The sequence below is a fragment of the Rhizobium sp. RAF36 genome (genome assembly GCF_052114105.1).
Classification (GTDB): Bacteria; Pseudomonadota; Alphaproteobacteria; order Rhizobiales; family Rhizobiaceae; genus Rhizobium.
The window spans coordinates 185,325-197,117 of sequence record NZ_JBFREC010000009.1 but is presented as its reverse complement, the minus strand read 5'-3'; the positions used below and the strand labels follow the sequence as shown (position 1 = coordinate 197,117).

General features: G+C 61.3%; 13 protein-coding genes. 12 read left to right on the top strand and 1 reads right to left on the bottom strand.

Going from position 1 to position 11,793, the window contains the following annotated elements:
- The 7 genes from AB4Z25_RS25465 to AB4Z25_RS25435 all read left to right on the top strand — a co-directional run.
- The coding region (locus tag AB4Z25_RS25465) for a glycerol-3-phosphate dehydrogenase C-terminal domain-containing protein (protein WP_442209994.1) at positions 1 to 239 on the top strand (239 nt) is incomplete at its 5' end.
- A gap of 42 nt (positions 240 to 281) precedes the next feature.
- Entirely contained in the window at positions 282 to 1,361 is a 1,080-nt protein-coding gene (locus AB4Z25_RS25460) for an ABC transporter ATP-binding protein (RefSeq protein ID WP_442209992.1), read from the top strand.
- A gap of 9 nt (positions 1,362 to 1,370) precedes the next feature.
- Positions 1,371 to 2,441, top strand: a complete 1,071-nt coding sequence (locus AB4Z25_RS25455; RefSeq protein ID WP_442209990.1) for an ABC transporter ATP-binding protein — start codon at positions 1,371 to 1,373, stop codon at positions 2,439 to 2,441.
- A 3-nt stretch (positions 2,442 to 2,444) separates the two neighbouring features.
- A complete protein-coding gene (locus AB4Z25_RS25450) occupies positions 2,445 to 3,311 on the top strand; it encodes a carbohydrate ABC transporter permease (protein ID WP_112514888.1) in 867 nt (288 codons plus the stop codon).
- 14 nt (positions 3,312 to 3,325) lie between these two features.
- The gene (locus AB4Z25_RS25445; RefSeq protein ID WP_442209988.1) at positions 3,326 to 4,153 is read left to right on the top strand and encodes a carbohydrate ABC transporter permease; all 828 of its coding nucleotides are present in this window, start codon (positions 3,326 to 3,328) and stop codon (positions 4,151 to 4,153) included.
- A 13-nt stretch (positions 4,154 to 4,166) separates the two neighbouring features.
- On the top strand, positions 4,167 to 4,448 hold the full coding sequence (locus AB4Z25_RS25440) for a DUF2160 domain-containing protein (RefSeq protein ID WP_112388236.1): 282 nt from the start codon (positions 4,167 to 4,169) through the stop codon (positions 4,446 to 4,448).
- Between the two features lie 79 nt (positions 4,449 to 4,527).
- A complete protein-coding gene (locus AB4Z25_RS25435) occupies positions 4,528 to 6,252 on the top strand; it encodes an ABC transporter substrate-binding protein (protein ID WP_112388237.1) in 1,725 nt (574 codons plus the stop codon).
- 49 nt (positions 6,253 to 6,301) lie between these two features.
- Here AB4Z25_RS25435 and AB4Z25_RS25430 read toward each other — a convergent pair whose 3' ends face one another.
- On the bottom strand, positions 6,302 to 6,937 hold the full coding sequence (locus AB4Z25_RS25430) for a GntR family transcriptional regulator (protein ID WP_442209985.1): 636 nt from the start codon (positions 6,935 to 6,937) through the stop codon (positions 6,302 to 6,304).
- A 175-nt stretch (positions 6,938 to 7,112) separates the two neighbouring features.
- Here AB4Z25_RS25430 and AB4Z25_RS25425 point away from each other — a divergent pair, with 175 nt between their 5' ends.
- The 5 genes from AB4Z25_RS25425 to AB4Z25_RS25405 are packed head-to-tail and all read left to right on the top strand — an operon-like array spanning position 7,113 to position 11,653.
- On the top strand, positions 7,113 to 8,534 hold the full coding sequence (locus AB4Z25_RS25425; RefSeq protein WP_442209984.1) for a M20 family metallopeptidase: 1,422 nt from the start codon (positions 7,113 to 7,115) through the stop codon (positions 8,532 to 8,534).
- Positions 8,534 to 9,253: an ABC transporter permease gene (locus tag AB4Z25_RS25420; RefSeq protein ID WP_442210009.1), complete on the top strand. Its 720-nt coding sequence runs from the start codon at positions 8,534 to 8,536 to the stop codon at positions 9,251 to 9,253. The genes AB4Z25_RS25425 and AB4Z25_RS25420 overlap by 1 nt, the downstream gene beginning before the upstream one ends.
- Entirely contained in the window at positions 9,253 to 9,993 is a 741-nt protein-coding gene (locus AB4Z25_RS25415; protein WP_442209982.1) for an ABC transporter permease, read from the top strand. The genes AB4Z25_RS25420 and AB4Z25_RS25415 overlap by 1 nt, the downstream gene beginning before the upstream one ends.
- The gene (locus AB4Z25_RS25410) at positions 9,990 to 10,763 is read left to right on the top strand and encodes an ABC transporter ATP-binding protein (RefSeq protein WP_442209980.1); all 774 of its coding nucleotides are present in this window, start codon (positions 9,990 to 9,992) and stop codon (positions 10,761 to 10,763) included. Before AB4Z25_RS25415 ends, AB4Z25_RS25410 begins: the two co-directional genes overlap by 4 nt.
- Before the next feature lie 32 nt (positions 10,764 to 10,795).
- The gene (locus AB4Z25_RS25405) at positions 10,796 to 11,653 is read left to right on the top strand and encodes a transporter substrate-binding domain-containing protein (protein WP_442209978.1); all 858 of its coding nucleotides are present in this window, start codon (positions 10,796 to 10,798) and stop codon (positions 11,651 to 11,653) included.
- Positions 11,654 to 11,793 lie beyond the last annotated feature (140 nt).

Below are 11,793 nucleotides of genomic sequence, written 5' to 3'. Positions count from 1 at the left end.
GCTATGGCACCAGGGCCAATGTGCTGCTTGGCAAGGCCGCATCCATGGCCGATCTCGGCAGGCATTTCGGATCGGATCTCTATGAGGCCGAGGTGCGCTATCTCATGCAGAACGAATGGGCCTTCACCGCCGAGGATGTCCTCTGGCGGAGAACGAAGGCCGGATTGCACATGACGACGGAACAGATGCAGACACTGGAGGAGTACATCGCCGCCCTGCCCGCGCAAATGGCCGGATAGAGCGGCATGTGGTCCCCGTCTTGAGGAGGCACGGGAGCCGGAATGCTGGAACTGCGCAATGCCGCAAAGATGGTCGGCGGTGAGTATCACATTCACCCGACCAACCTGACTTTCGAACGGGGAACGCTGAACGTCCTGCTGGGGCCGACGCTGTCAGGCAAGACGTCGCTGATGCGCCTGATGGCCGGCCTCGACAAGCCGACCAGCGGCTCCGTCTATTTTGACGGCGCCGACGTCACCGGCATGCCGGTGCAGAAGCGCCAGGTGGCGATGGTCTACCAGCAGTTCATCAATTACCCGGCGCTCTCGGTCTATGAGAATATCGCCTCGCCGATGCGAATTGCAGGTCATGACGCAAAGACCATCGACGCCGAGGTGCGCAAGGCGGCCGAGCTGATGAAGCTGACGTCCTATCTCGATCGCACCCCGCTCAATCTCTCCGGTGGCCAGCAGCAGCGCACGGCTCTGGCCCGCGCCCTCGTCAAGAATGCCAGCCTGGTGCTGCTCGACGAACCACTCGCCAACCTCGACTACAAGCTGCGCGAGGAACTGCGCGAAGAACTGCCGCGCATCTTCGCCGCATCCGGAGCGATCTTCGTCTATGCAACGACGGAGCCGTCTGAGGCGCTGCTTCTCGGCGGCAACACTGTCACCCTCAGCGAAGGCCGCGTCACCCAGTTCGGCAAGACGATCGAGGTCTACCGCCGCCCGGCCGATCTGATCACCGCAAAAACCTTCGCCGACCCGCCGCTCAACTTCATCGAGGTCACCAAGCGGGGGGCAAGCTTCCAGCACGCCAGCGGCGCGGAAATACCGGTCCCACAGCATCTCGCCGGCATGGCGGATGGCGTCGTGACCATCGCCTTCCATCCGCATCATCTGGCGCTTTCGCAGCAGACGACAGCCTCGCCGAAGCTCACGGCGCGCACGCTGATATCGGAGATCACCGGGTCGGAGAGCTTCGTCCATCTGGATTTCAACGGCGTGCGCTGGGTGATGCTGGCGCATGGCATCCACGACATCGACCCGGACACGGAGGTCTCCGTCTTTCTCGATACCCGCCATCTCATGGCCTTCGGGCCGGATGGCCGGGCGATCGCAACCGGCAACCAGGCGGCTTAGGAGGTTCACATGGCACGCATCACGCTCGACCATATCCGCCACGCCTACGGGCCGGATCCGAAATCCGACAAGGATTACGCACTGAAGGAAGTCGATCACGAATGGACCGATGGCGGCGCATATGCGCTGCTCGGCCCTTCCGGCTGCGGAAAAACCACACTTCTCAACATCATATCCGGGCTTCTTCAGCCATCGCATGGACGCATCCTGTTCGATGGCAAGGATGTCACCAACCTATCGACCCAGGCGCGCAACATCGCCCAGGTCTTCCAGTTCCCGGTCATCTACGACACGATGACTGTCTACGACAATCTGGCCTTCCCGCTGCGCAACCGCGGCGTCGCCGAGCCCGAAGTCGACAGGCGCGTCCGCGAAATCCTCGATATGATCGATCTCTCGGACTGGGCAAAGCGCAAGGCGCAGCGCCTGACGGCCGACCAGAAGCAGAAGATCTCGCTCGGCCGCGGCCTTGTTCGCAACGACGTCAACGCCATCCTGTTCGACGAGCCGCTGACCGTCATCGATCCGCATATGAAATGGGTGCTGCGCTCGCAACTGAAACGGCTGCACAAGCAGTTCGGCTTCACCATGGTCTATGTCACCCACGACCAGACCGAGGCGCTGACCTTCGCGGAAAAAGTCGTCGTCATGTATGAGGGCGAGATCGTCCAGATCGGCACGCCGGCCGAACTGTTCGAACGGCCGAGCCACACCTTTGTTGGCTATTTCATCGGCTCGCCGGGCATGAACGTCATGCCGGCCAAGGTTTCCGGAAACGCGGTCAGCGTCGGCGAACAGACCATCAATCTCGACTACGCGCCACGCACTGACGGGGCATCGAAAGTGGAGCTCGGCATCCGCCCCGAATTCGTCAGGCTCGGCCGCGAAGGCATGCCGGTAACGATCTCCAAGGTCGAGGATATCGGCCGCCAGAAGATTGTCCGCGCCCGCTTCGCCGGGCAACCGCTGGCGATTGTCGTGCCCGAGGACGGTGAAATTCCGGAGGATGCCAGGGTCAATTTCGATCCCGCAGCCATCAGCATCTACGCCAATTCCTGGCGCGTCGGCAGGGAGGCCTGATCCATGGAAAAGACCTGGAACAACAAAGCCTGGTTTCTCGTCCTGCCGGTGCTGGTGCTCGTCGCCTTCTCGGCCGTCATCCCGCTGATGACCGTCGTCAACTATTCGGTTCAGGACACGTTCGGCAACAACGAGTTCTTCTGGGCAGGCACCGACTGGTTCGTGCAGACGTTGGAATCGGACCGCTTCTGGGCGGCGCTGCAGCGCAACCTCGCCTTCTCGCTGATCATCCTGGCGATCGAAATCCCGCTCGGCATCTTCATCGCACTGAACATGCCGAAGAAGGGGCTCGGCGTCCCGGTCTGCCTGGTGCTGATGTCGCTGCCGCTGCTCATTCCGTGGAACGTCGTCGGCACCATCTGGCAGGTTTTCGGCCGTGTTGATATCGGGTTGCTCGGCCATACGCTGGAGGCGATCGGGCTCGATTACAATTACGTCCGTGACCCCGCCGATGCCTGGATCACCGTCATCGTCATGGATGTCTGGCACTGGACCAGCCTCGTCGTGCTGCTGTGCTATGCCGGCCTCGTCTCGATCCCGGACGCCTATTATCAGGCGGCGAAGATCGACGGCGCCTCGCGCTGGTCCGTCTTCCGCTACATCCAGCTGCCGAAGATGAAGCGCGTGCTTCTGATCGCCGTGCTGCTGCGCTTTATGGACAGCTTCATGATCTACACCGAACCCTTTGTCGTCACAGGCGGCGGGCCGGGTAATTCGACGACGTTCCTGTCGATCGACCTCGTGAAGACGGCGGTCGGTCAGTTCGACCTCGGCCCGGCCGCGGCCATGTCGATCATCTACTTCCTGATCATCCTGCTGCTCTCGTGGATCTTCTACACCGTGATGACCAGCAGCGACGAAAACGCCTGAGAAAGGAGAGGACCATGGCTCAGACAATGAAATACAAGCCCGCCGGAAACTTCTCCTGGGTGGTTTCGACGCTCTATATCGTCTTCCTGCTCCTGCCGATCTACTGGCTGGTCAACATGAGCTTCAAGGAGAACTCGGAAATCACCGGGGCCTTCTCGCTCTGGCCGCAGAACCCGACGCTCGCCAATTACACGGTCATCTTCACCGATCCGTCCTGGTATAACGGCTACATCAACTCGATCGTCTATGTCGCCATGAACACGGTGATTTCGGTTCTGGCGGCGCTGCCTGCGGCCTACGCCTTCTCGCGCTATCGGTTCCTCGGCGACAAGCACCTGTTCTTCTGGCTCTTGACCAACCGCATGGCGCCGCCTGCCGTTTTCGCCCTGCCCTTCTTCCAGCTCTATTCGGCCTTCGGGCTGATCGACACCCATATCGCCGTGGCGCTGGCGCATTGCCTGTTCAACGTGCCACTGGCGGTCTGGATCCTCGAAGGCTTCATGTCCGGCGTGCCGAAGGAAATCGACGAGACGGCCTATATCGACGGCTATTCCTTCCCGCGCTTCTTCGTGAAGATCTTCATGCCGCTGATCGCCAGCGGCGTGGGTGTCGCGGCCTTCTTCTGCTTCATGTTCTCGTGGGTGGAGCTGTTGCTCGCCCGGACGCTGACGACCACGGCCGCAAAGCCGATCTCGGCGATCATGACGCGAACGGTCTCGGCGGCCGGCATGGACTGGGGCGTGCTTGCGGCGGCCGGGGTGCTGACCATCGTGCCCGGCGCGCTCGTCATCTATTTCGTTCGAAACTACATCGCCAAGGGCTTTGCCCTGGGCCGCGTCTGAGGAGGAGACGGAAATGAGCTTTTCCTGGATGGCCTGGACACTACCGACGGCGCTGTTCTTCCTGACGATCCTCGTGCTGCTCGCAGGCATGAGCGTCTGGGAATATTTCGTGCCGGGGGGCTCTCCGCGCACCGGCCTGCTGCGCTTCGAGACGACGCGCGGCGACCGTCTCTTCATCTCGCTGCTGGGGGCGGCGTTCATTCATCTCGCATGGCTGGGCCTTGTCGGACCCGGCCTGTGGTGGGCTCTTGGCATCTCCGTGATCTACGCCATCGGCGTGTTCCGTTACGTGTGATGCCAAGTTTAGACAGATGGCCGGGGGTACTGGCCGCCTGAAACGTGAAGACTGCAATCGCTAACCCTGGGAGGATATTATGCGACGGCATCTATTTGCGACGACAGCAGGCATTTTGCTGGCAATGACGGGCTCTGCCTATGCCGGCATGGACGAGGCAAAAGCCTTTCTCGACAAGGAAATCGGCGATCTCTCGTCGCTTCCGCGTGCGGACCAGGAAAAGGAGATGCAGTGGTTCATCGATGCGGGCAAGCCATTTGCCGGCATGGACATCAAGGTCGTTTCCGAAACGCTGACGACCCACGAATATGAATCGAAGGTTCTGGCGCCCGCCTTCACGGCAATCACCGGCATCAAGATCACCCACGACCTGATCGGCGAAGGCGACGTCGTCGAAAAACTGCAGACGCAGATGCAGTCGGGCGAGAACATCTACGACGCCTATGTCAACGACTCGGACCTGATAGGCACCCATTGGCGCTACCAGCAGGCCCGCTCGCTGACCGACTGGATGGCCAACGAAGGCAAGGACGTTACCAATCCCGGCCTCGACATCGACGACTTCATCGGCACCAAGTTCACGACCGCTCCGGACAAGAAGCTCTATCAGCTTCCCGACCAGCAGTTCGCGAACCTCTACTGGTTCCGTTACGACTGGTTCAATGACGAGAAGAACAAGGCCGACTTCAAGGCGAAATACGGCTACGATCTCGGCGTTCCGGTCAACTGGTCGGCCTATGAGGACATCGCCGAATTCTTCACCGGCCGTGATATCGGCGGCAAGAAGGTCTTTGGCCACATGGACTACGGCAAGAAGGACCCGTCGCTCGGCTGGCGCTTCACCGACGCCTGGCTGTCGATGGCCGGCAACGGTGACAAGGGCCTGCCGAACGGTCTTCCTGTCGATGAGTGGGGCATCAAGGTCGACGAGAATTCACGTCCTGTCGGTTCGTGCGTTGCTCGTGGCGGCGACACGAACGGCCCGGCCGCCGTCTATTCGATCCAGAAATATCTGGACTGGTTGAAGGCCTATGCACCGCCGGCGGCACAGGGCATGAACTTCTCCGAATCCGGCCCGGTGCCGGCACAGGGCGAAGTGGCTCAGCAGATCTTCTGGTACACGGCCTTTACGGCTGACGCCGTCAAGCCAGGCCTGCCTGTCGTCAACGAGGACGGCACGCCGAAATGGCGCATGGCACCCAGCCCGCATGGCGTCTACTGGAAGGACGGCATGAAGCTCGGCTATCAGGACGTCGGTTCCTGGACGCTGATGAAATCAACCCCCGATGACCGCGCCAAGGCCGCATGGCTCTACGCGCAGTTCGTGACGTCGAAGACCGTGGACGTGAAGAAGAGCCATGTCGGCCTGACCTTCATCCGCGAGTCGACCATTCGCGACAAGAGCTTCACGGAGCGCGCTCCGAAGCTCGGCGGCCTGATCGAGTTCTATCGCTCGCCGGCCCGCGTTCAGTGGTCACCGACCGGCACCAACGTTCCTGATTATCCGAAGCTGGCACAGCTTTGGTGGCAGGCCGTGGGTGACGCTTCTTCCGGTGCCAAGACCGCGCAGGAAGCCATGGATTCGCTTTGCTCCGAGCAGGAAAAGGTGCTCCAGCGCCTCGAACGCGCCAAGGTGCAGGGTGATATCGGTCCGAAGCTCGCCGAAGAGCACGATCTTGAGTACTGGAACAAGGATGCCGTCGCCAAGGGCAACCTCGCTCCGCAGCTGAAGATCGAGAACGAGAAGGAAAAGCCGGTTACGGTCAATTACGACGAACTGGTCAAGAGCTGGCAGTCCAACTGATCATGACTGCAGGCAGGCCGGAAGATACGAGGCTCCCGGCCTGTTTGATTCAGCGCTGCAGGATATGCTGGCGGACCAGCGCCTTCAGGCTTTCGACATCCCCGGCCGCAATCGCATCGATCATCTGATGATGCTCGCGGCCGGATTGTTCGACCCTTGCGCGGGTGCGCCATTGCGAGACCGGCGCCGAGGAGGTCCTCTGGCGGATTTCGGTAATGAGGTCGACAAGTTCGAGATTGCCGCCGAGCGTCAGCAGCTGGCGATGGAAGGCCAGATTGGCTTCGTAGAGCTCCAGCATCGTTCCATTCAGCACCATCAGATCGAAATGATCGGCAAGCTTCCTGAGCCTTGCGATCTCGTCTGCCGCAGCATTTGAAACGATCGTTGCCGCGATCGCGGTTTCGAGAATGATGCGAATCTCGCTGACTTCCTGGGCGCGGCGGCCATCCGGCTCATAGACGTGGTAGCCGCGGTTCGGAACATGCTCGACAAGGCGCTTCTGCGCCAGGCGGTCGAGCGCGCGGCGTACTTCCGGACGCGTGCATTTGTAGCGGCGCTCAAGATCGATCTGCTTTAGCCATGTTCCGGGCAGCAGCACGCCGGCGAGAATGTCCTGCAGGATGAAGTCCGTTACGTCGCGTGCTTCTGCCGCTTCCGGCCCCTCTTCCATCACGACGTCTGCCATTCGCAATCCCCTGTTTTTCATCATCGATAGCACGCCTGTTCCAAATTCTGTAGGCGTGGCAACCGCTTGAGTTTGTCCAAAATTTATTCATGCACATGGATTGCGCAAAAAATTTTTGTAACCTAAATTGGCGCCAATTTTGGATACTATGCGAAACGAAGCCGTTTTGAAAGTCATGAAAAACATCGAAGCCGTTTGGGATATCGTCGAAGCCAAGAGCGCATCCTTCGCTGCGCTCAGTGACCGCATCTGGGATATGCCGGAGACGAATTACGAGGAATACCGCTCGGCCGACGAGCATGCGCGCCAGCTGGAAGCCGAGGGCTTCCGCGTCGAGCGCGGCATTGCCGGGTTGCCGACCGCCGTCATGGGCGAGGCTGGCGAGGGCGGACCCGTGATCGCCATTCTCGGTGAGTTCGATGCACTTCCAGGCCTCAGTCAGGTGGCCGGGCTTGCCGAAAAGCGCGAGGCCGAAGTGAACGGTCACGGCCATGGCTGCGGCCACAACATGCTGGGTGCCGGCTCCATGCTGGCAGCCTCCGCCGTCAAGGATTTCCTTGCTGCGAATGGTCTCAAGGGACGCATCCGCTATTACGGTTGCCCGGCTGAAGAGGGCGGCTCCTCCAAGGGTTTCATGGTTCGCGCCGGCGTCTTCGATGACGTCGATATCGCCATCTGCTGGCATCCGGCAGCCTTTGCCGGCGTCAACAATCCGCTGTCGCTTGCCTGCAACGAGCTGAACTTCCACTTCTCCGGCCGCGCCTCGCACGCTTCGGCCACCCCGCATCTCGGCCGCAGCGCGCTTGACGCCGTCGAGCTGATGAATGTCGGCGTCAACTACATGCGCGAGCATATGCCGTCGAGCGCCCGCATTCATTACGCAGTCACCGATACCGGTGGCTCGGCGCCGAACGTGGTTCAAGCCAAGGCGACCGTCCGTTATCTGGTCCGCGCCCGCAATCTGCCTGAACTGCTGTCGCTCGTTGCCCGCGTCAAGAAAGTTGCCGAGGGTGCTGCGCTGATGACGGAAACATCGGTGCGCAGCGAAGTGATCAGCGGCGACGCCAATCTGGTTGGCAACGTGCCGCTCGAAGATCTGATGTTTGCCAATCTCCAGCGTCTCGGCCCGCCTGTCTTCGACGATGCCGACCGCGAGACGGCCCGCAAGTTCCAGGCGACGATGAGCCCTGAGGATATCGCCTCGTCCTATGCCCGCTTCGGCCTGAAGCCGAAGAAGGATCAGCCGCTCTGCGAAGAGATCTTCCCGCTCTATGCCGGTGACAGCTCTATCGTCGGCTCCACCGATGTCGGCAGCGTCAGCTGGGTGGTACCAACCGTGCAGATGCGCGGCGCCACCTATGCGATCGGCACGCCCGGTCATTCCTGGCAACTTGTCGCCCAGGGCAAACTTCCGGCTGCCCACAAGGGCACGGAACACGCGGCTAAGGTCATGGCGAGCACCGCCATCGATCTGATCCGCAACCCTGATCTCATCGAGGCGGCCAAGGCGGACCTTAAGGCCCGCCTCGATGGGACGCCGTTCGTCAATCCGATCCCCGACGACGTGCTGCCGCCGCTTCCCGAAAGGCAGGCATGATGAACCAGCCGGGCATCCTCGAGCTTATCAGCTTCGGCCCCGACGGATGGGGCAAGGCGCTGCTTGCAGGCGCGTGGATGACCGTTCTCGTCGCGCTCGCCGGTTACTCGACCGGCGCCGTCATCGGTTCCTTCGGCGCCTGGGCGAAGATATCAGGCGGCCGCGGCCTCAGGATCGCCGCTGACACCTATACGACGGTGCTGCGCGGCATTCCCGATCTGCTCGTCATCTACCTCTTCTATTTCGGCGGCAGTGCCGCCGTGACGGCGATCGGCCAGCTCTTCGGGGCCGAAGGCTTTCTCGGGTTTCCGGGCTTCCTCGCCGGCTCGCTCGCCGTCGGCGTCACCTCGGGCGCACAGTTCACCGAAGTCTTCCGCGGCGCCTTCAGGGCCGTGCATCCAGGCGAGATTGAAGCGGCGATCGCCTGCGGCATGGGCCGCTGGCTGCGTTTCCGCCGCATCATCGCGCCGCTGACATTGCGCCACGCCCTGCCCGGTCTCGGCAATGTCTGGCAGGTGGTGCTGAAGGAATCCGCTCTGGTGTCAATCACCGGCGTCGCCGAACTCTTGCGCCAGACGCAGATCGCCGCCGGATCGACCGGCCTGCCCTTCGATTTCTACGTCATTGCCGGGGCGATCTATCTCGTCATTTCCACCGGCTCAGGCCTGTTTCTGCGGCGTGCCGAAAAGCACTTCTCGCGCGGCGTGAGGAGAGGCTGATGGACTGGCAATTTCTTTCCGAGACCTTCGTCAGCCTGATTTCGGCCATCCCGCTGACGCTGGAATTGGCAGCCACCTCGATCGCTCTTGGCGCTATTCTGGCGCTGGCGATCGCACTCTGCCGCCTGTCCGGCAACAAGGGGCTTGAGTGGTTTGCCCGCGCCTACGTCTTCGTCTTTCGCGGCACGCCGCTGCTCGTCCAGATCTTCCTGCTCTACTACGGTCTCAGCCAGTTCCCGGCCGTCCGTCACAGCGTCTTCTGGCCCTTCCTGCGCGACCCCTACTGGTGCGCGGTGCTGGCACTGACGATGAATACCGCCGCCTATGCCAGCGAGATCATCCGCGGCGGGCTCCTTTCGGTCCCCTTCGGCCAGATCGAGGCGGCGCGCGCCTGCGGCATGCCACGGCTGATGCAGTTCCGGCGCATCGTGCTGCCGCTAGCGATTCGCCAAGCTCTGCCCGGCTACAGCAACGAGATGATCTCGATGGTGAAGGCGACCTCGCTCGCCTCGATCATCACACTGATGGAAGTCACCGGCGTTGCGGCGCGCATCATCTCCGAGAGCTACCGGGCGATCGAGGTCTTCATCGTCGCCGGTGCGATCTATCTGGCGATCAACTTCCTGCTGACGCGCCTCGTCCATCTCTTCGAATACTGGCTGAGCCCGCATCTGCGCCAGCCCGTGCCCTATCATCCGGCAGACGTGTCTGCTCCCGCACTTGAAGGAGAGGCCCGATGACCCCCACCCCTTCCCCGATCGCGCTCAGCGTCAAGAAACTGCACAAGAGCTTCGGCAATGTCGAAGTGCTCAAGGGCATCTCGCTCGACGCGCACGAAGGCGACGTCGTGTCGATCCTCGGCTCGTCAGGCTCTGGAAAATCGACATTCCTGCGCTGCATCAACCTGCTGGAAACGCCGAATTCCGGCGAAGTGACCGTTGCCGGCGAAACAATCCGGATGGTCCCTGACGCCAAGGGCGCAAGCCGCCCGGCCGATCGCAAGCAGGTCGATCGCATCCGCTCGCAGCTCGGCATGGTGTTTCAGAGCTTCAATCTATGGTCCCACAAGACCGTGCTCGAAAACGTCATCGAGGCACCCGTCCATGTGCAGGGGCGCAATCGCGCCGAATGCATCGAGGAGGCCGAGGCACTGCTTGCCAAGGTCGGCATTGCCGAGAAACGCAATTTCTATCCGGCCCACCTTTCGGGTGGTCAGCAGCAGCGTGCAGCGATTGCCCGGGCGCTGGCGATGCGTCCGAAAGTGATGTTGTTCGATGAGCCGACATCGGCGCTCGATCCTGAACTGGTCGGCGAAGTTCTCCGCGTCATGCGCGCGCTCGCCGAAGAAGGTCGCACCATGCTGGTCGTAACCCACGAGATGAGCTTCGCCCGCGACGTCTCAAGCCGCGTCGTCTTCCTGCATCAGGGACTCGTCGAAGAAGACGGCAAGCCACAGAACGTTTTTGCCAATTCACGCTCGGAACGCTTCCGGCAGTTCATCAGCAAATAAATCTCAGCCCAAACCAAAAAAGGGGAGCTACAATGACAATTCTTTCGCGGGTTCTGACCGCAGCCGCTGCGACGGCGGTTATCGCTACGGCGGGCATCGCCCATGCAGAGGACAAGAAGTGGACGACGGTGACGATCGCCACCGAAGGTTCCTTCAAGCCATACAACTTCACAAAGCCTGACGGTACGCTCGACGGCTATGAGATCGAACTCACCAAGTATCTCTGCGACCACATGAAGGTCGAGTGCAAGGTCGTCGTCCAGAATTTCGATGGCATGATCCCGGCGCTGAACGCCGGCAAGTTCGACGCCATCATCTCCGGCATGTCGGCGACCGCCAAGCGCGAGGAAGTGATCGCTTTCAGCGATTCCTACGGCTCCACCGGCCAGGCCTTCGCCACCGCGAAGCAGAGCGATCTGGCAAACCTGCCGGAAAAGGGCCAAGTCTTCTCGCTCGCCAGCGATGAGGCCGGCGCCGCCGCCGAAATCGACAAGATCAAGCCTGCCCTGCAGGGCAAGACGATCGGCGTGCAGACCGCCTCCACCGCTGCCGCCTTTGTCGACAAGTACCTGAAGGGCGTCGTCGAAGTCCGCGAGTACAAGACCACCGAAGAACACGATCTCGACCTCAAGGCTGGCCGAGTCGATCTGGTCATGGCCTCGATGGCATACCTCACGACCGCTTCGCAGAAGCCGGGCAACGAAGACATGACGACGACCGGTCCGCGCTTCCAGGGCGGCTTCCTCGGCCGTGGCAGCTCGGTTGGCCTGCGCAAGGACGACACCGAACTGAAGGCGATGTTCAACGACGCGATCGCCGCCGCCAAGGCTGACGGCACGATCAAGACGCTGTCGGAAAGGTGGTTCGGCTTCGACGTCACGCCGAAGTGAGCCTCTGATCACGGTCATTCTTGAAGCCCGGCGGACAATAGCTCCGCCGGGCTTTTCGTTTTCCACCTACAAGCTGTAGTGACTTGTAAAGCAGCTCATACTATAAGGCTTCCAGCGACTCATGAAGGAGGATCGTCCGA

Bases quoted from the DNA above. Each gene is read 5' to 3' on its own strand.
- AB4Z25_RS25460 (WP_442209992.1), top strand. From the start codon at position 282: ATGCTGGAACTGCGCAATGCCGCAAAGATGGTCGGCGGTGAGTATCAC.
- AB4Z25_RS25455 (WP_442209990.1), top strand. From the start codon at position 1,371: ATGGCACGCATCACGCTCGACCATATCCGCCACGCCTACGGGCCGGAT.
- AB4Z25_RS25450 (WP_112514888.1), top strand. From the start codon at position 2,445: ATGGAAAAGACCTGGAACAACAAAGCCTGGTTTCTCGTCCTGCCGGTG.
- AB4Z25_RS25445 (WP_442209988.1), top strand. From the start codon at position 3,326: ATGGCTCAGACAATGAAATACAAGCCCGCCGGAAACTTCTCCTGGGTG.
- AB4Z25_RS25440 (WP_112388236.1), top strand. From the start codon at position 4,167: ATGAGCTTTTCCTGGATGGCCTGGACACTACCGACGGCGCTGTTCTTC.
- AB4Z25_RS25435 (WP_112388237.1), top strand. From the start codon at position 4,528: ATGCGACGGCATCTATTTGCGACGACAGCAGGCATTTTGCTGGCAATG.
- AB4Z25_RS25430 (WP_442209985.1), bottom strand. From the start codon at position 6,937: ATGGCAGACGTCGTGATGGAAGAGGGGCCGGAAGCGGCAGAAGCACGC.
- AB4Z25_RS25425 (WP_442209984.1), top strand. From the start codon at position 7,113: ATGAAAAACATCGAAGCCGTTTGGGATATCGTCGAAGCCAAGAGCGCA.
- AB4Z25_RS25420 (WP_442210009.1), top strand. From the start codon at position 8,534: ATGAACCAGCCGGGCATCCTCGAGCTTATCAGCTTCGGCCCCGACGGA.
- AB4Z25_RS25415 (WP_442209982.1), top strand. From the start codon at position 9,253: ATGGACTGGCAATTTCTTTCCGAGACCTTCGTCAGCCTGATTTCGGCC.
- AB4Z25_RS25410 (WP_442209980.1), top strand. From the start codon at position 9,990: ATGACCCCCACCCCTTCCCCGATCGCGCTCAGCGTCAAGAAACTGCAC.
- AB4Z25_RS25405 (WP_442209978.1), top strand. From the start codon at position 10,796: ATGACAATTCTTTCGCGGGTTCTGACCGCAGCCGCTGCGACGGCGGTT.